The organism is Rahnella woolbedingensis, from assembly GCF_003602095.1.
Classification (GTDB): domain Bacteria; phylum Pseudomonadota; class Gammaproteobacteria; order Enterobacterales; family Enterobacteriaceae; genus Rahnella; species Rahnella woolbedingensis.
The window spans coordinates 75,593-101,773 of sequence record NZ_RAHH01000023.1 but is presented as its reverse complement, the minus strand read 5'-3'; the positions used below and the strand labels follow the sequence as shown (position 1 = coordinate 101,773).

Below are 26,181 nucleotides of genomic sequence, written 5' to 3'. Positions count from 1 at the left end.
GGGAAATCGGTTATGTTTTGTCATCCTGGTTACCTCTCTCAAAGAGTGTAGTCTCCAGGATTCCCGGTGCGGTTCAACCAGTGGGCACTGATCAAATTCAATGAAGAAGGGAACTGTTCGTTCTTCACAGAAGATAGCCTCTGCTATATACATAAAGTCGCTGGGCCGAAAGCACTCAGTCATACTTGTTCCTCCTATCCGCGAACGCAGACAGTCTATAAGAATGAAGAATTAAAAAGTCTGAATCTGTCTTGCCCGGAATCAGTCAGGCATATTTTGTTCAACGAACAAGCCATGAATCTTGAAACCACGTCAGTGCTGAAAAGTAACTTCAACCCGTCTTCTCCTGTCGATATGGAGGGGCGTCTGGTCAATCTTTTTTGTGCAAACTTGATGATGCAGCCGCAAAATCGTGTTGAGGAGAACCTTTATGCGATCATCTACTTCATTATTTTTTATCAGAAAATTACAGGCAATCTCGATGAAAAAATTGACCAAATGGAAAATGCATACGAAAGCATTGTCACTCAGATGGCATCCGGAGCTCTCAGAGAGGCGATGGGTAATGTAAAAGAGCTGCAAACGCTAGAGCTGCAATTGTTACTCGGATTGCAGAAGCATATGTTAGAAACGGAAGGATTACGTGGGCAAGATACGTTACTTGACTACATGATCCGTCTGAATAATTTTTTCGGGCCTGATAAGACGGAAGAGCTACTTAGTTCAGGCTTATCACAATTGAAAAAAGGCTGGGATGGCATTGCACTCCCTTGGTTAAGCCAACGCCCCTACATTATGCGTAATTTTTTCCAGTATCATTTGTATCATGACCAGTTTGGTATGAAGCGGCAGCAACCTCTGCTGAAAGAAATTTATCTGATCGTGGTTGACTACTTTTTCATTAAATCACTTCTTTCTGCTGCCGCGCTGGAAAATGGAACTCTGACCGACGATGACCTGATCAATGTTATGTATAGCTATTCCACCGTTCGCCAGCATGACCAAAAAGTTGATGACAAATTCTCACAGGAGATTGACCGTTTTAAACGAAACGATGACCTCAGCGTTCTCAATCTTCTCGTATAGTTCTCATACAAACCCCGCTCCGGCGGGGTTTTTTTTAACCAAAATTTACGATTCTCCGGGTTAAATGAAAACCATTCGCTGGTATAATTTAGGATAATCTTTATGTTGTGTTTGATTTTTATACAATGATTTACGCATCGTTGTCCGCCGGTCAGAAACAGAATGAGCGAGACATAATCAAAATAGCCGCGCTTTTCTGGCCTTATTCAGCCGATTGAACAGCGATTAGCACTGGCACAATGATACTGACCCTCAATTTGCCAGGTTACGACAGTGAGCGATCTGTATACCGCCGACGGCGTGATAGACAAAAATTCTTTGTGGCAGCGCTATGTTCCGCTCGTGCGCCATGAAGCCCTGCGTTTGCAGGTGCGGCTTCCCGCCAGCGTAGAGCTAGATGATCTACTGCAAGCGGGAGGGATCGGCCTGTTAAATGCGGTTGAGCGTTTTGATGCGATGCAGGGAACGGCGTTTACCACTTATGCCGTCCAGCGTATCCGCGGTGCGATGCTTGATGAGTTGCGCAGCCGCGACTGGGTACCGCGCAGCGTCAGACGTAATGCGCGCGAAGTGTCCCATGCGATGCATAGCGCAGAACAAAAATTAGGGCGACCACCGAGTGAAGGAGAGGTGGCGCAGGTGCTGGATATTCCTATTGAGGAATACCGGCAGATATTGATGGATACGAACAGCAGCCAGTTGTTTTCTTATGACGAATGGCGTGAAGAGCACGGCGATACTGCCGAGGCATTGATGGAAGGGCACGAAGAGGCCAACCCGTTACATCATCTGTTGGAGGGCAGTTTACGCCACCGGGTGATGGAAGCTATCGATGCGTTACCCGAACGGGAAAAGATGGTACTTACGCTTTACTACCAGGAAGAGTTGAATTTAAAAGAGATCGGGGCGGTGCTGGATGTCGGGGAATCCCGGGTAAGCCAGCTCCACAGTCAGGCGATTAAGCGTTTACGCACACGTCTGGCAAACGACCACTGATCCGCTTTTTCCTGGCCGGTTATACATTTTATATCCCTTATCAGGAATAAATTTATGCCAGCGGGAATCAAAACAAGGCCTTTAAGCCGTTATCTTAAAGATTTTAAACACAGTCAGACTCACTGCTCACAGTGCGCAAAAGAACTCGACAGGATGGCCTTGGTGTTTCGCGGGCAAATCATCAATAAAGAGGCCATCGCCAAGATGGACCAGCCTATTGATGATGACGTGTGGCACAACCTGTCGCAGGAACTGACCGCACTGTGTCGTTTTTGCAGTGAGATAAGCTGTAACAGCCATTCGTCTTATTTCGACATTATGGCGTTTAAGCAATATCTGTTCGAACAGACTGAGATGAATCACAGCACGGTGCGCGAGTACGTTGTCCGCCTCCGCCGTCTGGATGAAATCCTCTCTGCCAATAACTATCCTCTGGATAAACTTTCCGGGGACAGCATCCATCAGCGGATCATCAGTGATTTGCCGGTGGCGGGCCACGATAACTACCGTATTGCGCTGCGCAAATACGACCAGTATCTGGCCTGGCAGAAATCAGCCTAACGCAACACACAAACAGGCTCCTGCGGGGGCCTGTTTTTTTGTCTTGCATCCCCCTCCGCGCAAAGTATAAATTCTTTATATACTGACTTTATTGCCATTCTCCAGATTCTACCCAACTTCGACTATAACGACTTCGCACGGCGACACGTCCGTGCGTCAGGGGAACATTGTGCCTGCTAAAATTTCATTGCTTAAAACCCGGCTGGAAGCCTTTGACCGTCTCGAACTCTTAGGCAGCCCGACACCGCTTGAGAAACTGCATCGCCTCTCGGAATTCACGGGACGCGACATTTACATCAAACGCGACGACATCACGCCGCTGGCATTGGGCGGCAATAAGCTGCGTAAGCTGGAATATCTGGTTGCCGCCGCGCTGGCAGAAGGCGCTGATACGCTGGTCACTGCCGGGGCAATTCAGTCTAACCACGTGCGTCAGACGGCAGCCGTCGCCGCCAAGCTGGGCCTTAAATGTGTGGCGCTGCTGGAAAACCCAATCGGCACCACCGAAGCCAATTATCTGACTAACGGCAACCGTCTGCTGCTCGATTTATTTAATGTGGAAGTGGTGATGTGTGACGCGCTGGATGACCCAATGGCGCAGCTGGCAGAACAGGCCGAACGTCTGGAAGCGCAGGGTTTTCGCCCTTACGTTGTGCCGATAGGTGGCTCTAACGCGCTGGGTGCACTGGGTTATGTACAATGTGCGCTGGAAATTGCCGAACAGTCTTCGGCTAATTTTGTTGATTTCAGCGCGGTGGTGGTGGCTTCCGGCAGCGCCGGTACGCACGCCGGGCTGGCAGTTGCATTGCGTCATCTGATGCCGGATACACAATTGATCGGTGTGACAGTGTCACGCTCTGCCGATGCGCAGCGCCCTAAAGTGGAAGCCATTGCCCGCGAAGTGGCAACAGAGCTTCAGTTTGATGAAAAGATTCCGCCGGTCATCCTGTGGGATGAGTATTTTGCCCCCCGTTACGGTGAGCCTAACGAAGCCGGTATGGCGGCAGTGAAATTGCTGGCGGAGCAGGAAGCCATGCTGCTGGATCCGGTGTATACCGGCAAGGCAATGGCCGGATTACTCGACGGCATTGAGCGCGGTTTGTTCCCGGATGAAGGCCCGATCCTGTTCATTCACACCGGTGGCGCACCGGCACTGTTTGCTTATCATCCGCAGGTTTAATCGCCTAAAATACGCTTATGCTTTTTTGAGCTAAGATTATAGAATTATATTCCTGATAACTGATGCCACCGGTGCTACTGTGCGCAAATCAGTAAGGCATATAACTTTTTATAATGAACAATAATTGAGGTGAATATGGGTTTTTCAGCGTTACGTCGTCGTTTAGTCCTCGGGGCAGTGGCCGTGACATTATCTAGCGGGCTTATCAGCAACAGCTTTGCAGATGAAGGCTTACTGAAGAAAGTCAAAGATCGCGGCACATTGATTGTCGGTCTGGAAGGCACTTATCCTCCGTTCAGTTTCCAGGGGGAAGACGGCAAACTGACCGGCTTTGAAGTGGAATTCGCTCAAGCGCTGGCACAGCACATGGGCGTGAAAGCCAAACTGCAACCGACCAAATGGGACGGTATGCTGGCTTCGCTGGAATCCAAGCGTATCGACGTGGTGATAAACCAGGTGACCATTTCCCCTGAGCGCGAGAAAAAATACGATTTCTCTACGCCGTACACTGTGTCCGGTATTCAGGCGCTGGTGAAGAAGGGCGCTGAAGGGTCAATTACCAAACCTGAAGATCTGAAAGGCAAAAAAGTCGGCGTGGGTCTGGGTACCAACTACGAACAGTGGCTGCGTGCGAACGTGCCGGGTGTTGATGTCCGTACTTATGATGATGACCCGACTAAATATCAGGATCTGCGCGTAGGCCGTATTAATGCGATTCTGGTTGACCGTCTGGCAGCGCTGGATCTGGTGAAGAAAACCGGCGATACCTTAGCTGTGGCAGGCGCACCGTTCTCCCGTCAGGAATCTGGTGTGGCAGTCCGTAAGGATAACCCGGAGCTGCTGGGGGCGATCAACACCGCCATTGCTGAAATGCAGAAAGACGGCTCGCTGGCAAAAATCTCTGAAAAGTGGTTCGGCGCTGACGTCACTAAATAATGCTCGTCATAACTGAACTTGCCTCGGCGTTAGCTGCGCTTGCTCGTCCGAATCACTTACCTGTGTAAGCTCATCGGGGCTCGCGCACTTGCTGCCTTGATGCAAGTTCATTTATTTAGAGCATATGTGAATATCTCAAAGATCCAGAAAATCTAAAGGTCTTAGATGCAAGAAAGTATTCAACTGGTGCTGGATTCAGCACCATTTTTATTAAAAGGGACACTGTTTACGCTTCAGCTCAGTCTGGGCGGGATGGTGTTCGGCCTGATCCTTGGCTTTATGCTGGCGCTGATGCGCCTTTCGCATTTCTGGCCCCTGTCATGGCTTTCACGTTTTTACGTCTCCGTATTTCGTGGAACTCCGCTGATTGCCCAGCTGTTTATGATCTATTACGGCCTGCCACAGTTTGGCATTGAGCTGGATCCTATTCCGGCGGCGATGATTGGCCTGTCATTAAACACCGCGGCTTATACCTCTGAAACCCTGCGTGCGGCGATTTCGTCCATTGAAAAAGGGCAGTGGGAAGCGGCGGCGAGTATTGGGATGAACCCGTGGCAGACGCTGCGCCGCGTGATTTTACCGCAGGCCGCGCGCACGGCACTTCCGCCGCTCGGCAACAGCTTTATCGGTCTGGTGAAAGATACCTCGCTGGCGGCCACCATTCAGGTGCCGGAACTGTTCCGTCAGGCGCAGCTGGTCACCTCGCGCACGCTGGAAGTATTCACCATGTATCTCGCTGCCTCGATCATCTACTGGGTGCTGGCGACCGTTTTATCCTTCCTGCAAAACCGTCTGGAAGACCGCGTTAACCGTCAGGATCAGGAGCCTTCATGAGCACTATCGACGTAAAGCAACTGACTAAAAAATTCAACAAGCAGACGGTGTTACACGGTATCGATTTGCAGGTGAATGCCGGTGAAGTGGTGGCGATTATCGGGCCGAGCGGTTCCGGTAAAACTACCTTACTGCGCAGTATTAATCTGCTGGAAGAACCGGACGGCGGCACCATCAAGGTCGGTAATATCGAAATTGATGCCAGTAAGCCTATCAGCAAGCAAAAAGATAAAGTGCGCGAACTGCGCAAACAGGTGGGTTTTGTTTTCCAGAACTTCAACCTGTTCCCGCACCGTTCCGTGCTGGAAAACATCATTGAAGGGCCGGTGATTGTGAAGGGCGAGCCGAAAGAAAAGGCCATCGCCAACGCACGTCAGTTACTGGACAAGGTCGGATTAAACGGCAAAGAAAATGCCTATCCGCGACGTCTCTCCGGCGGTCAGCAGCAACGAGTGGCTATCGCCCGCGCACTGGCGATGGATCCGGAAGTAATTTTGTTCGATGAACCGACTTCGGCACTGGATCCGGAGCTGGTCGGTGAAGTACTGAACACCATCCGTGCGCTGGCGCTCGAGCACCGAACGATGGTGATTGTGACCCATGAAATGAGCTTTGCACGCGATGTGGCGGACCGGGCGATCTTTATGGATCAGGGGCGGATCGTAGAGCAGGGGCCAGCGAAAGAACTGTTCTCAAATCCGCAACACGCCCGTACCAAACAGTTCCTCGAGAAGTTTTTAGCGCACTGATTTTGCTCCCTCCCCGGTGATGGGGAGGGTTGATCAGAACTGATAATTCACCCCAATCACCGCCGATAAATCGCTGTATCCTTCGCCGCCTATCTGCTGCCCGACATTACTCCACACGTCCAGATTAGAATTCAGCTTGCCTTCCATACCCAGTTTCACTTCCCCGACATTCGTGGTGCCGACTTCTCTGACTTTTTCGTTATCAAAACTGATGCTGGCAGGATCGGTGTTATACAGCCAGTTTGCCTCGACGTAAGTGGTGAATAATTTCCCGCTGGTGCTGTCATCGCTGGCGACGCCGTCCCGCGAAACTTTTATCCCCAGCCGGCTGAGAAGATTGTTATCACTACCGGAACTGATGTGTGCACCGTTGTTCTCAACGTCCGCGCTGAGCCCGTTCAGGACGAGCTGGGCCTGCGGTGTAATAAACACATCGCCCTCTTCACCGTGCCAGACAGGCTGCCGGTAACCCGATTCCAGTGAGCCGCGAAAGCCGCGAATGTCATAATTATCAGATGACAGCGGTTCGCCCTCGACGCTGGCGTTCATCCGGCTGTATTGCAGCCAGCTTCCGGCGTATATGCCATTCTGCGTTTTGGCATTCTGGTACCAGGTAGCGTAAACGCCATTGCTGTGCGCGTTGCCATCACTGGCCATGACGCCGATCCCCAGACTGTCGTCTGTGGCAAACTGGCCGGAAAGTATTTCGGTGCCGCCGGATGTGGCGGTCATCTGGTTTTTTGCGGGCACAAAAAAGGCAGACTCAGCAGGCGTCAGTGTGTGCAGAACAACAGTTTTCGAGGCAGAGGGAATAGATGTTTGCGAATGCGCAGAAAAACACGCCAGACAAAGCAGCAAACCACAGGACCCGCAAATTTTTTTCTGGCGCATGGTGCGCTCTTCTTTTAACGGAATACATACAATAAATGTAGATGACGCTGACAAATATAAAATATGCCCCGGATAATAAATGTCACAGGCAGGAGCGCCTGCTATTTTGGGTTCGTCAGGTATTACCGAAATTTTCACAGTTTTGTTGTAAATTGATACTCTTACCCGCGCCCCTTGTTTCCATGATGAGATCTTATGACGCTGAAAGCCCTTAATCCTGAATCCCTGCAAAAGAGCGATCTGATTAACCTGCTGATTGCCATTCCCGCCGGGATAGTCGCCGCGCTGGTGACGATTGCTTTTCGCGGGGCAATTTCGGGCGTCAACGGCCTGATGTTTACCGACGGCAGCGACATCACCAAAGCTTTCAACGAATATCCGAAAATTATCTGGCCGCTGATCACCACAGCAGGTGGTGTGATTGCCGGTTTTATCCTGATCCTGGCAGTGCGTTATGAAAATAAGCACGGCAAGATGCCGGATTATCTGGATGTTATCGATCAGCGGTTGCCGGGCATTCCGGTTGTCAGCACCGTGCTGCGCGGATTGTCGTCACTGGCCAGTATTGCCAGCGGCGGTTCTATCGGACGGGAAGGGGCGATGGTGCAGCTTTCTGCGCTGAGCGGCAGTCTGCTCGGACGTTTTTCGCGTTTTAAAGGCGTCCACCAGTCGGATATTATCGCGATGGCCGCGGCGGGCGGGCTGGCAGCGGTCTATCACGCGCCGTTTGCCGGTGCGCTGTTTGTGGCGGAAATCGCGTTTGGCGTGACCGCCGTTCAGCGGTTGATCCCACTGTTTATCTCGGCGTCGGTTGCGGTACTGACCGTGCGTTCACTGACTGACTACGCGCCGCTGTATCTTTATTCCTCGGTGTCTTTCAGCCCGTCTCTCGGTGCTATTTTCACTGTACTGATTATCGGCGTGGCGACGGGGATCCTCGGGCCGCTATTCATTTCATCTATTGATAAAGTCCGGCACTGGATGACTCCGATTTCGCATCCGGCGCTGCGCCTGGGGCTGGGCGGGCTGGGCGTCGGGCTGATTGCGATGATGTCGCCGCTGGTGCTCGGCAACGGTTTTGAGGTCATCGACTTAATCCTCAATAACGGCAATTTACAGACGTCGCTGCTGGCGCTGTTAGTGCTGAAAATTGTCGCCACGGCGATTACTATCGGTTCCGGCGCGGTGGGCGGATTGTTTACGCCATCATTGCTGATTGGCGCAGCGGGCGGGGCGCTGGTGTGTACATTTCTGCAATGGCTGGGGTTTGATCCCGGTCCGGTCGGGCTTTACGCCGCCATTGGCATGAGTGCGCTGCTGGCGGCGACCAGCCACGCGCCGCTGATGTCGATCATGATGGCGTTTGAAATGACCCTCAACAGTTCGCTGCTGTTCCCGCTGATGCTGGCGACGGCGATTTCTTATGTTGTGGCATCGCGCCTCAAAGTCGGTGGTACCTATCCGGTGCTGACGCGGCATAACGCGCGGTTTGCGGCGAAAAATGAGTTTGAGTACAGCACGGTGGCCTCGCTGATTTCACCGTGCTCGAAGATGTACGTGGATGCTTCGTTATCTGAAGTGGTCAGTGAGGGGCTGAAACAGCGCACGCGCTATGTGTATGTGGTGGATCGGGAAGAGCGTTTTCTCGGTGTGGTCCCGACTAACGTGGTGGCCGCCGGGCTGATTGATGGCAGCGTGAAATCCGACAGTCCGATGGATTCATATATCGAGCAGGAGTTCACGACCATTTTCCAGCAGGCCAGCTATGAGCAGGCGTGGGCGATGTTCAGCAACTCACCGCTTGAGCGCCTGCCGGTGCTGGAAAACGCCGAATCGCGCCGCCTGCTGGGCGTGATCACCAAAGCCTCCCTTTTGAATAAGGCCAAAGATTTTCTGTAACGCGTTTAACCGTCATCCCGACGCTTAAACGCATACCAGCCGGCCAGCAGGGTAAACATCCCGACAATCACCACCAGCAGAATAAAACCGTGGTGATTGCCGGCGAGCGGAATTCCCCCGACGTTCATCCCAAAAAATCCCGCCACAATATTGATCGGCAGCGCCAGAACGGTGATTACGGTCAGCACATACAGCGTGCGGTTGCTTTGCTCCATCTGGCGTGAGGTGATTTCTTCCTGCAACAACCGGATGCGCTCGGTGAGTGCAATCAAATCATTGAGCACCACTGAAAATTCTTCAGCAAACTGCCGTAAATCCTGCACCACGGAAGGGGCAATCCAGGCGGGCGGACGGTTGAGCAGGCGGAAAAGCGCCGTGGGTTCTGGCGCGAGCAAACGCTGAAACCGCAGCAACATGCGGCGCAAACGCCCGAGATTGGCGCGGTTCTTTTTCACATGATGGCTGAGCAGCCGCTCTTCGATGGTATCAACGTACTGATTAGCGCGCCGGACAATCTGCTCGAGCAAATCTTCCTGTTCCTCCAGCAGATGCACCAGCAGCGCAGTTGGCGATGTAATATTCAGATGATCCAGCCGCCTGAATAACTGCTCAATCAGCCGCACCGGTTTATGGCGTGCGGTGACCACCAGTTGCTGATGGCAACTCAGCCACAGCGTCGAGGCTTCATCGCTGGTTTCATCCGGGCGAAAAATTACGTCGTTGAGCACCGCCAGTAATGTATCGTCGAGCCGCTCAATACGCGTACTGCGGGAACCCTCCCGAATTTCTTCAAAGAATACTTCTCCGACGCCAAAATGCTTCTTTAACCATTTCTCAGACATGGCGTGATTAAGGTTAACGTGGATCCAGACAAACCCTTTGTCGTGGCAAATCTGCTGATAAGCTTCCTGCACCTGTTGCGAAGAAACGCGTTCGGCAGGGTGGTCAGGGCGAAAAACGAAGCCGTAAATCATTCCGGTGACTTCATCATTGAAATTGAGAACGGCGGGTTTTTCTGTCTGCATTAAGGATTTCTGGTGGCGAAAACAGGTGGCACCATTACGCCAGACATCGGCATAAATACAATATCCTGACTGCTAATTTCACAATTTTGTAATATTCAGCAGGCATTACCCCCAATTTTCCTTTTGTTGGCTTCACGCCTTCCCTTTATGTCTCTTCATGAAAATATTATCTATAAATCATAAAGTTAAACTCATTTGTATTTATACCTCTTTGGGGGTATTTAGCGTTATGTAAATAAATACATGACGCGCAGGCGTTGATCGCAATCAAAAGGCAGGCTCCCGCGCGTGCATACCCTGAGGCCATATTGAGCAATGAAGTTGTATTCCCCGCCATTCACATAATGACAAAGCGCCACAGGCCTTTGCACAGGAGAGTCCCGGATGAGCAAGTTTCTTGACCGGTTTCGCTATTTCAAACAGCTAGCTGAACCTTTCGCTGACGGCCATGGCCAGACGCTGGATACCAATCGTGACTGGGAAGACGGCTACCGCAGCCGCTGGCAGCACGACAAAGTGGTGCGATCTACTCACGGTGTGAACTGCACCGGTTCATGCAGCTGGAAGATTTACGTTAAAAATGGTCTGGTCACCTGGGAAACCCAGCAAACCGACTATCCGCGCACCCGTCCGGACTTGCCGAACCACGAACCGCGTGGCTGCCCGCGTGGCGCCAGCTATTCCTGGTATCTCTACAGTGCAAACCGCCTGAAATATCCGCTGATGCGCAAAAAGCTGATCCAGTTATGGCGTGAAGCCAAACTGAAACACAGCGATCCGGTCGATGCCTGGGGTTCGATCATCAACCAGCCGGAAAAAGCCAAAGAATATAAAGCCGCACGTGGCCGCGGTGGTTTTGTGCGTTCAAGCTGGCAGGAAGTAAATGAGCTGATTGCGGCGTCCAACGTCTATACCGCCAAGACTTTCGGCCCGGACCGTATTATCGGCTTCTCGCCAATTCCGGCGATGTCGATGGTGTCTTATGCTTCAGGCGCTCGTTATCTGTCGCTGATTGGCGGCGTGTGTCTGAGCTTCTACGACTGGTATTGCGATTTGCCACCGGCTTCCCCACAAACCTGGGGCGAGCAGACCGACGTGCCGGAATCGGCTGACTGGTATAACTCTTCTTATATTATCGCCTGGGGTTCTAACGTTCCGCAGACCCGTACGCCGGACGCCCACTTCTTTACTGAAGTGCGCTACAAAGGCACCAAAACCGTTGCCATTACGCCGGATTACGCCGAAATCGCCAAGATTTGCGACCAGTGGCTGGCACCGAAACAAGGCACCGACAGCGCACTGGCGCTGGCAATGGGCCATGTGATCCTCAAATCCTTCCATATCGATAATCCAAGCCAGTACTTCACCGATTACGTGCGTCGTTACACCGACATGCCAATGCTGGTGATGCTCGAACCGCGCGAAGACGGTTCGTATGCCGCAGGCCGTATGCTGCGTGCCTCTGACCTGGTAGATAATCTGGGTCAGGAAAATAACCCGCAGTGGAAAACCATCGCCTTTGACGAAAACACCGGCGAACTGGTGTCTCCGTTAGGTTCTATCGGTTACCGCTGGGGCGAAAAAGGCCGGTGGAATCTGGAATCCCGCGAAGGGAAAGGTAACAACGACGTCAGCCTGAAGCTGAGCCTGCTCGACGACCACGATGAAGTGGTCAGCGTCGGTTATCCGTACTTCGGCGGCGCAGTCAGCGAGCATTTCAACAGCGTAGCGCTGGATGAAATCCTGATGCACAAACTGCCGGTCAAACGCCTGCAACTGGCGGATGGCAGCACCGGTCTGGTCGCCAGCGTGTATGACCTGACGCTGGCAAACTACGGTATTGAACGCGGTCTGAACGATGAAAACTGCGCGCAAAGCTATGACGAAATCAAAGCCTATACGCCAGCCTGGGCCGAGAAAATCACCGGGGTTTCGCAGCAGAACATCGAGCGTATCGCACATGAATTTGCTGATAACGCCAACAAAACCCACGGTCGTTCGATGATCATTGTCGGTGCCGGGATGAACCACTGGTATCACCTCGACATGAACTACCGTGGCCTTATCAACATGCTGGTCTTCTGCGGTTGCGTCGGTCAGAGCGGTGGCGGCTGGGCACACTACGTCGGGCAGGAAAAACTGCGTCCGCAAACCGGCTGGCAGCCGCTGGCCTTTGGCCTCGACTGGCAGCGTCCGCCGCGCCAGATGAACAGCACCTCGTTCTTCTATAACCATTCCAGCCAGTGGCGTTACGAAACCGTCGCGCCGCAGGAACTGCTGTCCCCGCTGGCGGATAAATCCAAATTCACCGGCAGCATGATCGACTACAACGTGCGCGCCGAGCGTATGGGCTGGTTGCCGTCTGCACCGCAGCTCAGCGTTAATCCGCTGCACATTGCCCAACAGGCGAAAGCCGCCGGTTTATCCCCGGCTGATTTCACCGTTGCCGCGCTGAAAGAAGGCAGCGTGCGTTTTGCCGCCGAACAGCCGGACAATCCGCAGAACTTCCCGCGTAACCTGTTCGTCTGGCGCTCCAACCTGTTGGGTTCTTCCGGTAAAGGCCACGAGTACATGCTGAAATATCTGCTGGGTACCGAACACGGTATTCAGGGAGATGATTTAGGTATTCAGGGCGGTGTGATGCCGGAAGAAGTCGAATGGCAGGCGCAGGGCGGTGAAGGCAAACTGGATCTGGTGGTGACGCTTGATTTCCGTATGTCCAGCACCTGTCTGTATTCCGACATCGTTCTGCCGACCGCCACCTGGTATGAAAAAGACGATATGAATACGTCGGATATGCATCCGTTTATTCATCCGCTGTCTGCGGCTGTCGATCCTGCGTGGGACTCGAAAAGCGACTGGGAAATCTACAAAGGCATCGCCAAAGAATTCTCCCGCGTCTGTGTCGGTCATCTGGGTGTGGAAACTGACTTCGTCACTCTGCCTATCCAGCACGATTCTGCCGCTGAACTGGCGCAGCCGTTTGGTGTGGAAGACTGGAAAAAAGGCGAATGTGACCTGATCCCGGGAAGAACCGCACCGCATCTGATGACCGTTGAACGTGATTATCCGAATACTTACGAGCGCTTCACCTCGGTCGGACCGTTGCTGGAAAAACTCGGTAACGGCGGTAAAGGCATCAGCTGGAATACCGACAGCGAAGTCGATTTACTGAAAAAACTGAATTACACCAAACCGGACGGCACCGCCAAAGGCCAGCCGATGATTAACACCGCGATTGATGCGGCAGAAGTCATCCTGACGCTGGCACCGGAAACCAACGGTCAGGTGGCGGTTAAAGCCTGGGCGGCACTGAGTGCCAATACCGGCCGCGACCATACGCATCTGGCGCTGAATAAAGAAGACGAGAAAATCCGCTTCCGCGATATTCAGGCGCAGCCGCGCAAAATCATCTCCAGTCCGACGTGGTCAGGGCTTGAAGATGAACACGTTTCATACAACGCCTGCTACACCAACGTGCATGAGCTGATCCCATGGCGCACGCTGTCCGGCCGTCAGCAGCTTTATCAGGATCACGCGTGGATGCGTGCCTTCGGTGAAAGCCTGCTGGTGTACCGTCCGCCAATCGACACCCGCGCGGCGCAGCCTTTGCTGAATGCCAAGCCAAATGGCAACCCGGAAATGGCGCTGAACTTCCTGACGCCACACCAGAAATGGGGCATTCACTCCACCTACAGCGACAACCTGCTGATGCTGACTTTAGGTCGCGGCGGTCCGATTGTCTGGCTGAGTGAAGACGATGCGACAAAACTGGGTATCGAAGATAACGACTGGATCGAAGCCTTCAATGCCAACGGCTCGCTGAGTGCCCGTGCGGTGGTCAGCCAGCGCGTACCGGCGGGGATGACCATGATGTATCACGCGCAGGAACGCATCGTGAATATTCCGGGCTCGGAAATCAGCCAGCAGCGCGGCGGTATTCACAACTCCGTGACCCGCGTTTGCCCGAAACCGACCCATATGATCGGTGGTTATGCGCAGCTGGCTTACGGTTTCAACTACTACGGCACGGTCGGTTCTAACCGCGATGAGTTCGTGATTGTGCGCAAAATGAACCGCATCGACTGGTTAGACGATGAAGGCAATGACTACGTGCAGGACGCCGTCCTCCCTAAAAAAGTACAGGAGCAAGCCAAATGAGAATTCGTTCACAAGTCGGCATGGTGCTGAATCTCGACAAATGCATTGGCTGCCACACCTGTTCCGTGACCTGTAAAAACGTCTGGACCAGCCGCGAAGGGATGGAATACGCGTGGTTCAATAACGTGGAAACCAAACCGGGTCTGGGTTATCCGCACGACTGGGAAAACCAGGAAAAATGGAAGGGCGGCTGGATCCGCAAAATCAACGGCAAACTGCAGCCGCGTATGGGCAACAAAGCTAACCTGCTGCATAAAATTTTCGCCAACCCGCACATGCCGGAAATCGATGATTATTACGAGCCGTTTGATTTTGATTATCAGCATCTGCACACCGCGAAAGACGGTAAACATCAGCCAGTGGCCCGTCCGCGCTCGCTGCTGACCGGCAAACGTATGAAGAAAATTGTCGGCGGCCCGAACTGGGAAGACGATCTGGGCACTGAGTTCAGCAAACGTTCTGCCGATCAGAACTTCGCCAACATGCAGAAAGAAATGTACGGCGAGTTCGAAAACACCTTTATGGCGTACCTGCCGCGTCTGTGCGAACACTGCCTGAATCCGGCGTGTGTGGCGACCTGTCCGAGCGGCGCGATTTATAAGCGCGGCGAAGACGGCATCGTACTGATCGACCAGGACAAATGCCGCGGCTGGCGTATGTGCCTGACCGGTTGTCCGTACAAAAAAATCTACTTCAACTGGAAAAGCGGCAAGTCAGAGAAATGTATTTTCTGCTATCCGCGCATCGAAGCGGGCCAGCCAACGGTCTGTTCCGAAACCTGTGTCGGCCGTATCCGTTATCTCGGCGTGGTGTTGTATGACGCCGACCGTATCGCTGAAGCGGCATCGGTCGAAAACGACAAAGACTTGTACGAAAGCCAGATGAGCATCTTCCTCGATCCGAACGATCCTGAAGTGATTGCCCAGGCTGAAAAAGACGGCATTCCGTTGTCGGTCATGGACGCCGCGCGTCAGTCGCCGGTGTACAAAATGGCGATTGAATGGAAGCTGGCACTGCCGCTGCATCCGGAATACCGCACGCTGCCGATGGTCTGGTACGTGCCGCCGTTGTCTCCGATTCAGTCTGCTGCCGACGCGGGTGCCTTACCGCACAGCGGCGTGCTGCCGGACGTCGAGAGCCTGCGCATTCCTGTGCAATATCTGGCGAACCTGCTGACGGCGGGCGACACCGCACCGGTATTGCGTGCGCTCAAACGTATGCTGGCGATGCGTCACTTCAAACGTGCTGAAACGGTGGATGGCGTAACGGACACCAGCGCGCTGGAACAGGTCGGATTGTCTGCGGCGCAGGCGGAAGAAATGTATCGCTATCTGGCGATTGCCAACTACGAAGACCGTTTCGTGGTGCCTTCCAGTCATCGTGAACAGGCGCGGGAAGCTTTCCCGGAAGCCAAAGGCTGCGGTTTCAGCTTCGGTGACGGTTGTCACGGCAGCGACACCAAATTCAACCTGTTCAACAGTAAACGCATTGATGCCATCGACATCGGCGCGAAAACAGAAAGGAAGGGCTAATGAACAGCTTACGCATCATCGGCCTGCTGCTGGATTATCCGTCTGACGATCTGTGGGAACACAAGATGGAGCTTCTCGAGGCAGTCACGCAGTCAGCTGAACTGAACTCAGAACAGCGTCTGGATCTGGCGCTGTATATCACGGATTTCTGTAAAAAGGATCTGCTGGATGCGCAGTCGGCCTACACCGGTTTGTTCGACCGTGGCCGTGCTACGTCGTTACTGTTGTTTGAACACGTGCATGGTGAATCTCGTGACCGTGGTCAGGCAATGGTCGATCTGATGGAGCAATACCGCGAAGCCGGCCTTGAAATCGACAGCCGCGAGCTGCCGGATTACCTGCCACTGTATCTGGAATATCTCACCACGCGTGACGAACAACAGGCTTGTGACGGTCTGCGGGATATCGCGCCTATTCTGGCCTTGCTGAGTGCCCGTTTGCAGGAACGCGACAGCCATTACGCTGAACTGTTTGATTTGCTGCTGGCGCTGTCCGGCAGTGATATCGCCACCGCAACGGTACGCGAAAGCATCAAACAGGAAGCTCGTGATGACACGCCTGCCGCGCTGGACGCGGTATGGGAAGAGGAGCAAATCAAATTCCTCGGTGAGCAAAGTTGTGCGACAGGTGAAGAAGCCGCGCACCAGAAACGCTTTGCCGGTGCGGTCGCACCACAGTATCTGAACCTTGATGACACGCCTGCGGGGGAACCACGCAAATGACCGACTTCCTCAACAATTTCTTTTTTAATATCTATCCGTATCTGTGCGGCACAGTATTTCTGGTCGGTAGCTGGCTGCGATACGACTACGGTCAGTACAGCTGGCGCGCAGGCTCCAGTCAGTTGCTGGAGAAAAAAACGCTGCGCATTGCCTCGCCGCTGTTCCACGTCGGTATTCTCGGCATCATTGCCGGTCACGCCTTCGGGATGCTGACACCGCACTGGATGTATGAATCCTTCCTGCCGGTGCCGGTGAAACAGCAAATGGCGATGTGGGCGGGTGGTGCGTGTGGCGTGATGACCCTGATCGGCGGCGGTATGCTGGTGTGGCGTCGTCTGAGCAACGAGCGTGTGCGTGCGACCTCCAGTTTTGGTGACATCATGATCATCATTCTGCTGGTGGTGCAGTGTGCGCTGGGGCTGAGCACTATCCCGTTCTCCGCGCAGCATATGGACGGCAGTGAAATGATGAAACTGGTTGGCTGGGCGCAGTCGGTCGTGACCTTCCGTGGCGGTGCGGCAGCGCATCTGGACGGCGTGGCGTTTATCTTCCGCGTGCATCTGGTGCTGGGAATGACCTTATTCCTGCTGTTCCCGTTCTGCCGTCTGGTGCATATCTGGAGCGCGCCGGTGGAATATCTAACCCGCCGTTATCAACTGGTACGCAATCGTCGCTGATTGACCTTCACGGATTGTGAACTGACGGTTTTGACATAAAAACGAAGGGCGCTATGATGCGCCCTTATCTTTTTTTATTGCTCAAGGACGCATCTGATGGCCACCCCAAGACAACCTATGACCGTAGCCCGTCGTTTACTTCGTAACAGCCTGATTTTACTGGTTATCGGTATTGTTGCCACGATTCACGGTTTAGTGGTCGGCAGCCCCGAAACCCCGCCGGGCGAAATGGCACCGCAACTGATGCTGGGCATCTGGTTTATCTTTATCGGCTGCGTGATGGCGCTGATCAGCTGGCTGGTGATCCGGAACAAAAAGAAGAAAGGGGAGATCTGAGGTCGAGGTTGAATAACCTTAAATTCAACTTCAACTTCAACTTCAACTTCAACTTCAACTTCAAATTCAAGACCGTGGGCGTCGGCCCACACCGACAAGACCTTGGGTTGCCACCCAAACTGGCCTCAAGAGGCGCCTATCGCCGCGCCTCTTAAGAATCTCCGGCTCTTTTACTTCGCGCTCCGCTCGCTGGCTATGTTTCAGGGACCACTGTGACAGGCTGGAAATCTTGCCGCTGCGCGGTTCCTTCTCTCGGTCTTCGAGCCACAGGTCTCGAAGCCGCTCCGTTCAGCAAGATTTCTGAACCGCCCGCACAATCTTAAATTCGTTTTTCATCTTTTAGAAAAGTTGATTGGCGTGCTCAAAAATGGCACCGAATGAATGGTTCGAGACCTGAGGCTCGACACCTGAAATTCGGGGATCGCGCAGCGATGACATTTTGCGCCACTCACTGATGCAACAGGACATGTCCCTTTTGCCCGCGATAGCGCGCAGTGAAAAAGCGCGGAGTCCAGAGGCCCGCGCGTTACCGGGTCTCTGGTCGGTGTGGGCCGACGCCCACGACCTTGGCCTCAAGGCCAGTTTGGGTGGCAACCCAAGGTTTTGACCTCTGGCCACCGCCGGAACACTTAGAGCATGATCAACATCATATATGCGCAGAACAACGCCAGGTGCGCCGTACCATTAAGCACATTGGTACGTCCGGTGGAGAACGATATCTGGCACAGGATCATTACCGCCAGCATCACCACAATGTTAGCCGGATCCAGGCTGAAAATCAGTTCCTGACCGGTCAGCGTGGCAATCACGGTAACCGCAGGCACGGTCAGTGAAATTGTCGCCAGCACGGAGCCGAAAAACAAATTCATGGCGCGCTGTACCTGATTCTTCAGAACGGCTTTTAATGCACCCAGACCTTCCGGTGAAAGGATAAGCAATGCCACCAGGAAACCGGTGAACTGCGCAGGGGCGTTCAGTTCGGTCAGCAGGCTTTCCAGCGGGTTAGCATTGAATTTGGTGACGGCAATCACCAGCACCAGATGAACAATCAGCCAGAGCGTGTGCGTCAGATTACTCTTCGACGACGGCTTTCCGTGGCCATCTTCCTCGCCTTCATCTTCATGCTCGTAAATAAACAGACTCTGGTGGGTTTTGGTCTGGATAAGCAGAAACACGCCGTACATCGCCGCCGAAATCACCGCAACGAACAACGCCTGTGGCGTAGAGAAGTTACCTGCCGGCAGCGCCGCAGGCAGCACGAGGACGATCACTGCCAGCGGAAAAATCGCCATCAGATACTGTTTGATGCCGCCGAGATTCACATACTGCGTGGCAAATTTACGGCCACCGAGCAGCAGGGCGACGCCTACCAGACCGGCAGTCACAATCATGATGATTGAGAATAAGGTGTCACGCATCAGCGCCGGTGCGGCATCGCCTGTCGCCATCAGGGCCGAAATCAAACTGACTTCGAGGATGACCACTGAAAGGCTGAGGATGAGTGAGCCGTAAGGTTCGCCCAGGCGATGTGCCAGTACGTCGGCATGACGTACCACGCTGAAGGCGCTGGCGAGAATACCGACCAGCGCGATTAAATTGATGCCCACAACGGAGGCGAAGTTACTGCTGTTGCCCCAGAGGACCAGAACGACGAGGGCAGCAATAGGGAAAATCAGGGAGTATTCCTGATGGCGGGTTTTTACTTTTGGATGTTCCTGTGAAGACACCATGATGATTATTCTCCTTATAAACACTTACGAATTCACAACCGCCTGTCTGTCGGTTGTAAGCAAAATGCATAGCAGCATAAAGTTGTAACCTGTTAAGTATAGTAGATAAATTAATCTGTTAACAGATTATTGTCATGACTGATAAGTAAAATCCTGCATGACAGTTATTTATTGCTTTATGAATCCACTAAATGTCAGTTTTATCTTAACTTAATTTTCATTGTTGGTTATTTAAATAACATAAAAACAAGGGGTTAATATTTATTAATGTTTTTATAAGGCTAATGCGTCAATTTTTGTAAATCATCTCTATACCCACACGAAAAGATGGAGAGATCAGGTCTTTTTACGCCTGCAGTCTGAAATCGGGAATAATCTGGCTGAGTGATTTGAGGGTAGCCGCTAGACTTAGGCCTGTGTGCCTGCACCGCACACATAAAATGTAACGATCATGAAGGTCATGAAAAAGGAGCAAGTTATGCCTTATCAGAACCGCTCAGCGTTGCCTGACTCCGTTCGCAATGTGCTTCCTGCACATGCGCAGGACATCTATAAAGAAGCCTTTAACAGCGCGTGGGATGAGTATGCCAAGCCCAAAGATCGTCAGGGCGATGATTCCCGCGAAGAGACCGCGCACAAAGTGGCGTGGGCCGCGGTTAAACACGGTTACAAAAAAGGTGATGACGACAAATGGCATCCGAAAAAATCCTGATGTCCGGCGGCGGGTTGGAAAACGCCTGACCCGCCAGTTTCACGTCCCGCCGCATTATCCCGCCTGTTTTGATGTTATTTCCCCTCGAAATGTCAACATTCTTACAATGTTCACAAAATAATCATTTTATTTTCGTTTTGTGACCGCCCTCAATCTTGATTGCAACGAAAGAAACGAATAAGGTTCCAGTATGCAGGGCTATACCAAAGTTCTTAATTCACTTTGGCGATGCCTCAAGTTAAAGCGAAAACGGTCCGATAACCCGATCAGTCAACAACGACAAGTTCACAACCACGATAGCGGAGAACACAGCGTCAACAGCATGGCATGTTCAAAAGTAAGTCGTACCGAAGGGGGAATGAATGTTAACTCGAGATTTCCTGCGTAACGCAGATTGTAAAACAGCATTCGGCAGCATTGATGAATCGATGCTACTGACCCCTGAACAACGTGCTGCCTCACTGAGTTGCACGCTGGCGCGTCGCCCCGATAACAGTCCCGTCTGGATTTTTGGCTACGGTTCACTGATGTGGAATCCGGTTTTTGATTCCGAAGAAGCGCGGCCTGCCACTTTGCATGGTTTTCACCGTGCTTTCTGTTTACGTCTGACTTCAGGACGTGGAACCCACGCGCAACCGGGCCGTATGCTGGCGCTGCGTGATGGCGGTCAGACTACCGGTCTGGCGTTTCGTTTGCCGGAAGACAAACTTCACGAAGAACTCGAACTGCTGTGGAAGCGTGAAATGCTGACCGGCTGCTATCGCCCGACCTGGTGCGAGTTAGAACTCGACGATGGCCGCAAGGTGACGGCGCTGGTGTTTATCATGGACTCCTCACACCCGCAGTACGAAGCTGACACAGATTATCAGGTTATCGCCCCTCTGATTGCTCAGGCCAGCGGTCCTCTCGGCACCAATGCGCAGTATTTGTTTGCTCTTGAAAAAGAGCTGAACAATTACGGCATGAGTGATGACTGCATGAGCGAACTGGTAAAACAGGTGCGGTTGCTGCTGTCGGTGACGCCCGGCTTTGATGTACCCGGCCTGAGTTAAAGGCATTCCTCTTTCAAACTGCGCGGGCCCTCTGCACAGTGCATTGACCTTCCTGCTATTTCTGACGCCTTTCGGCTTTCTTCTCCGTGAAGAGGCGCGTGAAGTGAGGCTGACCGCTGAGGAATTAAAAGAGATCCGCGAGAACCTGAATATCTCGCAGGCGGTTTTCGCCTATTACCTGCAAACCGCGCTGACAACTTATCAGAACTGGGAGCAGGGCAGAGCGAAACCAAACAGGCAGGCTATTTTGCTGATAAAGCTGGTCCAAAAAGACCCTGCGACCTTAGAGCAGCTGGCGAGTCTGGTTTAAAAAATCGCGTATCGGAATTTGCAGAGCGGAAGGAATGCAGAGGGGAAAGTTTCCCCCCGTCTGGCTCTACACAGAGATTTTGCGTACGGTTTGCCCCGAGACGGTTTCCTGCCCGTTCGGTCCGTAGAATTTCTGCGTCTGGCTGGCATTGAGGATAGCCAACGCCTCGGTGTTATAGGCAATCTGTTTGCCCAGTAACATGCCGTTATGGCGGTTGATCTGACTCAGCTTAGTGGTCAGCTGCACCACGTTTTTCCACATTGCCGCGATTTCCGGCTGACGGGAATAGGGGGCAGTTTGCTTCAGGCGCTCGTCATGCTGACGACGCTGCTTATCAAGATAGTCTACCGTAGCTAACAGTGAGCTTTTCTGCTCGGTAATATGTTGCAGGGCAGCACCATTAACGCGGCCCGAGCAAAGTATCGTTTGTTCGTGATTAATCACTTGATCCAGAGCTTGCAACGTTTCAACCAAGGTAGTCATGGTCTTGATAAAGTTCTTCATCGGGCCTTATTACCTTCCAACTTTTCGTCTCTAATCCTGAAACCTTCAGTTTAAAGACCTTTGAGATAATCCTGCGTGTCCTGCAACAAAGCGTCGGCAATTTTGCCGGTATCCATGGTCAGTTTGCCATCACGGATAGCCTGTTTCAGTTCGTCGACACGTGCCGTGTTGATGTCCTGAGCACTGGACTGAGTCAGAGACGCTTGCGCTGAACTCAGTGTCACCGCCGTACCGCTGGTGGTGGTGCCAGAAACGGTGCCTTCTTTGCGCGCAGTCTGAACAGAAGCTTCAGAAGGGTCGCGCTGCTGGATCGAAGTTAAAGGTGAAACACCTTGCGTGCGATCGATAGCCATAATCTTTTCTCCGGTTAGGGTATTCAGGGCGGTTAATTAACACAAAAACCCTAAAAATGCCGTCGTGAGACGACTCTGATACGTTTGTTATCGACATGTGGCGCAATAACTTTAGTCTTTATTGCAACTTTTTGCCTAAAAGTGGTTGCAATACAGGGCTAAATCTCCACTGTCACAGAGCCGTCCGGGCCGACTGTCCCGTTCACAATTACGCCTGACGGCATTCTGATCCGCACCGAGTCATTCGCTGCTGCATTATTCATCGCCTTACCGGCACTCGACACATTAAATCCACTGCCTGTTGCCTGAACCTGCACTTCCTGTCCTGCATGTACCATCCACGGACGTCGCAGCATCGAAAGCGTCAACGGCTGACCAATGCTGATATTACGCAGCGTAATGCCATTTATCGCCTGCTTGCTGTCGAGAATAGCTTTCGGTGGCAATAAATCCAAACGTCCGGTTTTTTGCTGCAAATCCGTTTCTGCCAGATGCGCACCTGACGGCACATTTTTCGCCGCGACCCAGTAGTTGCCGCTCACCTGCACCTTGGTCTGCACATAACTTTTATGCCCGTTACAGTTCACCGCCACTGAAACATTGCCCCAGGTACGGCTGTTGGGAGAAAGCATAAATTGGGGTGACAGACACTGCGGTTGTCGCGCCGCTGGCGTGCTGACCAGCACCGTGACCTGCATCCCACTTTGCGCATATTGCTGGCGGAAGAACTGCTGAATTTGCGAGGACAACAGTGTATCGCTGTTCGCCGAAGCAGGCACGTTTCTGACCTGCTCGTTTTTCACGGGCAAAGGCTGTGCATAGCTCGCCGCACCGGATGTTGCACCCAGAATGATGCTGCCCAGTGTGATACCGAAACGACGAATTCTCTGCCTGTTCATACGCAATTTACCTTTGTGCCAACTTACTACTGGCGACAAGTCTACGCGCACTTTTCAATTCCTAAAGGAACAAATAGCGGACGATTTTACGCTTATTCAGACGATAGGTAGTTGACACTCGCATTTATGCTGTCGACTCCAAAATCTCACTTTGCGGAGGGCGCATGCTCGACAAATTGAACGCCGCACTACAGTTCCAACAGGAAGCGCTCAACCTGCGTGCCCAGCGGCAAGAAATACTTTCAGCCAATATTGCCAACGCCGACACCCCCGGGTATCAGGCGCGCGATATCGATTTCGCCAGTCAGTTGCAGAAGGTGATGGAGCAGGGGCGCGCGAGTGGCAGCGGGATGTCTTTAGCGTTGACATCCGATCGTCATATTCCGGCTTCGAACGTCCAGCCTGCAGATATGGATCTGATGTACCGGATCCCTGACCAGCCTTCAGCCGACGGTAACACGGTCGATATGGATCGTGAACGTACAAACTTTGCGGATAACAGCGTGCGCTATCAGACCGATTTGACCGTCCTTGGCGGCCAGATCAAAGGGATGATGTCGGTGCTGCAAGGATAATAACCCATGTCAATGCTCGGTATTTTTGATATCGCCGGTTCTGCGCTTGCCGCGCAGTCTCAGCGCCTGAACGTCAGCGCCAGTAACATGGCCAACGCCGACAGTGTGACCGGCCCTGATGGCCAGCCGTACAAAGCGAAGCAAGTTGTTTTTCAGGTTGATGCGGCTCCTGGTCAGGAAACGGGCGGCGTGAAAGTGGCGCAGGTCGTTGATGACCCGTCTCCCGATCGTCTGGTCTTCCAGCCGGGCAATCCGATGGCGGATGCCAAGGGCTATGTGAAGATGCCAAACGTAGATGTGGTCAGCGAAATGGTGAACACCATCTCCGCTTCCCGCAGTTATCAGGCCAACGTCGAAGTGCTTAACACCACCAAGTCGTTGATGATGAAAACTCTCACTCTGGGGCAATAGCGGAGCGAACCATGGCCATTACTACGTCGATTAATGACACCACAGACAACACCACGATCGCCAGCACCAGTTCCGGCGGTTCGTCCACTACAGGCGCCAGTTCTGCCGATGATTTATCCAGCAGTTTCCTGACGCTGTTAGTCGCACAGCTGAAAAACCAGGATCCGACTAATCCGATGGATAACAGTCAGCTGACCAGCCAACTGGCGCAAATCAGCACCGTGAGCGGCATTGAAAAACTCAACACCACGCTCGGCAGTATTTCGGGACAAATCACCAGCGGTTCTTCCGTACAGGCCAGCTCCCTGATCGGTCACGGCGTGATGGTTTCCGGCAGCGCCATTCTGGTCGGCAGCGATACCGACGGCACCGTCAGTACAACGCCATTCGGTTTTGAGCTGGAAACAGCGTCGGATACCACGACCGCCACCATCAGTGATTCCACCGGTAAAGTTGTTAAGACCATCAGTCTGGGTTCCCAGACCGCCGGTGTACACAGCTATACCTGGGACGGCACGCAGGAAGATGGCACCAAAGCACCGGATGGCAGCTATACCTTCAGTATCAATGCCCTGAACAACGGTCAGCAAATGGTGGCGACACCGCTTAACTACGCGCTGGTCAATGGTGTCATCACCAGTTCATCAGGCACGACAGCGCTGGATCTCGGGGTGCGGGGAACCGCTTCCGTCGATTCAGTTCGCCAGATCTTGTAAGCGAAACACTCAGACTGCTCTCTCCCCCTTAGCCGGGAGAGGAGCTGAAAACACTACACACAGTAAATGGAGCTAACATGAGCTTTTCACAAGCAGTCAGCGGTCTCAGCGCGGCATCCACCGACCTGGACGTGATCGGTAACAACATCGCCAACTCCGCCACCGTGGGTTTCAAAACAGCGACCGCTTCTTTCGCCGATATGTTTGCCGGTTCTCAGGCAGGCATGGGCGTTAAAGTCGCGGCTGTTACGCAGAACTTTAACGATGGCACCACAACTAACACCTCCCGTGGTCTGGATGTGGCTCTGAGCGGCAACGGTTTCTTCCGTCTGGCCGACAGCAGCGGCACCGTTTATTACTCACGTAACGGCCAGTTCTCTCTTGATGCTAACCGCAATCTGGTGAACGCGCAGGGTCTGAGCGTGACAGGTTATCCGGCAACGGGTACGCCACCGACCATTGCCGCCGGTGCGCAGCCTGGCGCGCTGGCCATTCCGACCACCATGATGAGTGCGAAAGCCACTACCGCAGCCACCATGGTCGCTAACCTGAACTCAACCGACACGGCAATCCCGGCGGCGAAGACGTTTAACGCCAACGACGACACCACCTACAACTACGTCAACAGCATCACCACCTATGACTCGCAGGGTAACGCGCACGACAACAACGTGTACTTTGTGAAAACCGCGTCTAACAGCTGGGACTTGTACTCGCTCGACAGCAGCGTGGCCGGTTCTGCCGCCACCAAAATGGGTACGCTGCAGTTTGATACCAGCGGTGCATTGCAAAGCGCAACTCAGGCTGACGGCACCATCAACGCCGACGGCTCCCTGCCCATCGTGATGAACACGGCAACTAACGGCACTGTGACTCCGCAGTCTGTTGGCCTGAACTTCACCGGCAGTATCCAGCAGAGCACCGGCAGCGACAGCATCGGTTCCCTGACGCAGGACGGTTACGCCGCAGGCCAGATGACCGGCTACACCATCAACGATGACGGCACCATCACCGGGACTTACTCCAACCAGAAAACGCAGCTGCTGGGACAAATTGTCCTGAGCTCCTTCTCTAACCCGGAAGGTCTGCAATCTGAAGGTAATAACGTGTGGACGGCAACGTCGTCTTCCGGTCAGGCCGTGAACGGCGTGGCGGGCGCGGGGGGGTTCGCCAGCATGACCAGCGGTGCGCTGGAATCTTCCAACGTCGATCTGAGTGCCGAACTGGTGAACATGATCGTGGCTCAGCGTAACTATCAGTCGAATGCGCAAACCATCAAAACTCAGGACTCCATCCTGAACACGCTGGTTAACCTGCGTTAAGACGCTCTTTTT

General features: G+C 53.1%; 25 protein-coding genes and 1 pseudogene. 20 read left to right on the top strand and 6 right to left on the bottom strand.

Features of this window, described 5'->3' with window-relative positions; translation table 11 throughout:
* Positions 1–66: 66 nt before the first annotated feature.
* From fliB to tcyN, 7 genes are all read left to right on the top strand, one after another.
* Complete coding sequence (fliB, locus tag D6C13_RS18480; RefSeq protein ID WP_120134155.1) at positions 67–1,086, top strand: flagellin lysine-N-methylase; 1,020 nt, start codon at positions 67–69, stop codon at positions 1,084–1,086.
* A 273-nt stretch (positions 1,087–1,359) separates the two neighbouring features.
* Positions 1,360–2,082 carry an RNA polymerase sigma factor FliA gene (locus D6C13_RS18475; protein ID WP_120134154.1) on the top strand — a complete coding sequence of 241 codons (723 nt, stop codon included), beginning with the start codon at positions 1,360–1,362 and terminating at the stop codon, positions 2,080–2,082.
* A gap of 54 nt (positions 2,083–2,136) precedes the next feature.
* Positions 2,137–2,643, top strand: a complete 507-nt coding sequence (gene fliZ / locus D6C13_RS18470; RefSeq protein WP_095922218.1) for a flagella biosynthesis regulatory protein FliZ — start codon at positions 2,137–2,139, stop codon at positions 2,641–2,643.
* Between the two features lie 169 nt (positions 2,644–2,812).
* Positions 2,813–3,823 carry a D-cysteine desulfhydrase gene (locus D6C13_RS18465; RefSeq protein WP_120134153.1) on the top strand — a complete coding sequence of 337 codons (1,011 nt, stop codon included), beginning with the start codon at positions 2,813–2,815 and terminating at the stop codon, positions 3,821–3,823.
* Positions 3,824–3,958: 135 nt separating this feature from the next.
* Positions 3,959–4,759, top strand: a complete 801-nt coding sequence (gene tcyJ, locus D6C13_RS18460; protein WP_120134152.1) for a cystine ABC transporter substrate-binding protein — start codon at positions 3,959–3,961, stop codon at positions 4,757–4,759.
* A gap of 165 nt (positions 4,760–4,924) precedes the next feature.
* Positions 4,925–5,593, top strand: coding sequence for a cystine ABC transporter permease (gene tcyL, locus D6C13_RS18455; protein ID WP_120134151.1), 669 nt, complete (start codon positions 4,925–4,927; stop codon positions 5,591–5,593).
* On the top strand, positions 5,590–6,342 hold the full coding sequence (gene tcyN / locus D6C13_RS18450) for an L-cystine ABC transporter ATP-binding protein TcyN (protein WP_120134150.1): 753 nt from the start codon (positions 5,590–5,592) through the stop codon (positions 6,340–6,342). The genes tcyL and tcyN overlap by 4 nt, the downstream gene beginning before the upstream one ends.
* A 33-nt stretch (positions 6,343–6,375) precedes the next feature.
* Here the strand turns inward: tcyN and D6C13_RS18445 are convergent, their stop codons facing one another.
* Complete coding sequence (locus tag D6C13_RS18445) at positions 6,376–7,233, bottom strand: autotransporter outer membrane beta-barrel domain-containing protein (protein ID WP_120134149.1); 858 nt, start codon at positions 7,231–7,233, stop codon at positions 6,376–6,378.
* Positions 7,234–7,428: 195 nt separating this feature from the next.
* Here D6C13_RS18445 and D6C13_RS18440 point away from each other — a divergent pair, with 195 nt between their 5' ends.
* Positions 7,429–9,132 (top strand): chloride channel protein, encoded by a 1,704-nt coding sequence (locus D6C13_RS18440; RefSeq protein WP_120134148.1) that lies wholly within the window; start codon positions 7,429–7,431, stop codon positions 9,130–9,132.
* Positions 9,133–9,137: 5 nt separating this feature from the next.
* Here D6C13_RS18440 and D6C13_RS18435 read toward each other — a convergent pair whose 3' ends face one another.
* Positions 9,138–10,157, bottom strand: coding sequence for a transporter (locus D6C13_RS18435; RefSeq protein WP_120134147.1), 1,020 nt, complete (start codon positions 10,155–10,157; stop codon positions 9,138–9,140).
* A 384-nt stretch (positions 10,158–10,541) separates the two neighbouring features.
* Here D6C13_RS18435 and D6C13_RS18430 point away from each other — a divergent pair, with 384 nt between their 5' ends.
* The 5 genes from D6C13_RS18430 to D6C13_RS18410 all read left to right on the top strand — a co-directional run bounded on the left by D6C13_RS18430 (position 10,542) and on the right by D6C13_RS18410 (position 17,585).
* Positions 10,542–14,318, top strand: a complete 3,777-nt coding sequence (locus tag D6C13_RS18430; RefSeq protein WP_120134146.1) for a nitrate reductase subunit alpha — start codon at positions 10,542–10,544, stop codon at positions 14,316–14,318.
* Positions 14,315–15,850 (top strand): nitrate reductase subunit beta, encoded by a 1,536-nt coding sequence (narH, locus tag D6C13_RS18425; protein ID WP_120134145.1) that lies wholly within the window; start codon positions 14,315–14,317, stop codon positions 15,848–15,850. The genes D6C13_RS18430 and narH overlap by 4 nt, the downstream gene beginning before the upstream one ends.
* A complete protein-coding gene (narJ, locus tag D6C13_RS18420; RefSeq protein ID WP_120134144.1) occupies positions 15,850–16,572 on the top strand; it encodes a nitrate reductase molybdenum cofactor assembly chaperone in 723 nt (240 codons plus the stop codon). Before narH ends, narJ begins: the two co-directional genes overlap by 1 nt.
* Positions 16,569–17,249 carry a respiratory nitrate reductase subunit gamma gene (gene narI / locus D6C13_RS18415; protein WP_095922190.1) on the top strand — a complete coding sequence of 227 codons (681 nt, stop codon included), beginning with the start codon at positions 16,569–16,571 and terminating at the stop codon, positions 17,247–17,249. The genes narJ and narI overlap by 4 nt, the downstream gene beginning before the upstream one ends.
* Before the next feature lie 96 nt (positions 17,250–17,345).
* Positions 17,346–17,585 carry a hypothetical protein gene (locus D6C13_RS18410; RefSeq protein ID WP_112291735.1) on the top strand — a complete coding sequence of 80 codons (240 nt, stop codon included), beginning with the start codon at positions 17,346–17,348 and terminating at the stop codon, positions 17,583–17,585.
* Positions 17,586–18,214: 629 nt separating this feature from the next.
* On the opposite strand, the gene chaA is transcribed toward D6C13_RS18410, so the two are convergent.
* Positions 18,215–19,315 carry a sodium-potassium/proton antiporter ChaA gene (gene chaA, locus D6C13_RS18405; protein WP_120134143.1) on the bottom strand — a complete coding sequence of 367 codons (1,101 nt, stop codon included), beginning with the start codon at positions 19,313–19,315 and terminating at the stop codon, positions 18,215–18,217.
* Positions 19,316–19,793: 478 nt separating this feature from the next.
* Here chaA and chaB point away from each other — a divergent pair, with 478 nt between their 5' ends.
* The 3 genes and pseudogenes from chaB to D6C13_RS18390 all read left to right on the top strand — a co-directional run.
* The gene (gene chaB / locus D6C13_RS18400; RefSeq protein ID WP_120134142.1) at positions 19,794–20,027 is read left to right on the top strand and encodes a putative cation transport regulator ChaB; all 234 of its coding nucleotides are present in this window, start codon (positions 19,794–19,796) and stop codon (positions 20,025–20,027) included.
* A gap of 362 nt (positions 20,028–20,389) precedes the next feature.
* Positions 20,390–21,079 (top strand): gamma-glutamylcyclotransferase, encoded by a 690-nt coding sequence (locus D6C13_RS18395; RefSeq protein WP_120134141.1) that lies wholly within the window; start codon positions 20,390–20,392, stop codon positions 21,077–21,079.
* Positions 21,080–21,194: 115 nt separating this feature from the next.
* Positions 21,195–21,389: pseudogene (locus D6C13_RS18390) on the top strand (helix-turn-helix domain-containing protein); the annotation flags it as partial.
* Between the two features lie 66 nt (positions 21,390–21,455).
* On the opposite strand, the gene D6C13_RS18385 reads toward D6C13_RS18390, so the two are convergent.
* The 3 genes from D6C13_RS18385 to flgA all read right to left on the bottom strand — a co-directional run bounded on the left by D6C13_RS18385 (position 21,456) and on the right by flgA (position 23,145).
* Entirely contained in the window at positions 21,456–21,893 is a 438-nt protein-coding gene (locus tag D6C13_RS18385) for a flagella synthesis protein FlgN (RefSeq protein WP_120134140.1), read from the bottom strand.
* Positions 21,894–21,943: 50 nt separating this feature from the next.
* Positions 21,944–22,246 (bottom strand): flagellar biosynthesis anti-sigma factor FlgM, encoded by a 303-nt coding sequence (gene flgM / locus D6C13_RS18380; protein ID WP_112289796.1) that lies wholly within the window; start codon positions 22,244–22,246, stop codon positions 21,944–21,946.
* A gap of 158 nt (positions 22,247–22,404) precedes the next feature.
* Positions 22,405–23,145, bottom strand: coding sequence for a flagellar basal body P-ring formation chaperone FlgA (flgA, locus tag D6C13_RS18375; protein ID WP_167458048.1), 741 nt, complete (start codon positions 23,143–23,145; stop codon positions 22,405–22,407).
* 164 nt (positions 23,146–23,309) lie between these two features.
* Here flgA and flgB point away from each other — a divergent pair, with 164 nt between their 5' ends.
* The 4 genes from flgB to flgE all read left to right on the top strand — a co-directional run bounded on the left by flgB (position 23,310) and on the right by flgE (position 26,169).
* Positions 23,310–23,720, top strand: a complete 411-nt coding sequence (flgB, locus tag D6C13_RS18370; RefSeq protein ID WP_112289799.1) for a flagellar basal body rod protein FlgB — start codon at positions 23,310–23,312, stop codon at positions 23,718–23,720.
* Positions 23,721–23,726: 6 nt separating this feature from the next.
* Positions 23,727–24,131, top strand: coding sequence for a flagellar basal body rod protein FlgC (gene flgC, locus D6C13_RS18365; protein ID WP_112289801.1), 405 nt, complete (start codon positions 23,727–23,729; stop codon positions 24,129–24,131).
* 11 nt (positions 24,132–24,142) lie between these two features.
* Positions 24,143–24,847: a flagellar hook assembly protein FlgD gene (gene flgD / locus D6C13_RS18360; RefSeq protein WP_120134138.1), complete on the top strand. Its 705-nt coding sequence runs from the start codon at positions 24,143–24,145 to the stop codon at positions 24,845–24,847.
* A gap of 77 nt (positions 24,848–24,924) precedes the next feature.
* On the top strand, positions 24,925–26,169 hold the full coding sequence (gene flgE / locus D6C13_RS18355) for a flagellar hook protein FlgE (protein WP_120134137.1): 1,245 nt from the start codon (positions 24,925–24,927) through the stop codon (positions 26,167–26,169).
* Positions 26,170–26,181: the final 12 nt, after the last annotated feature.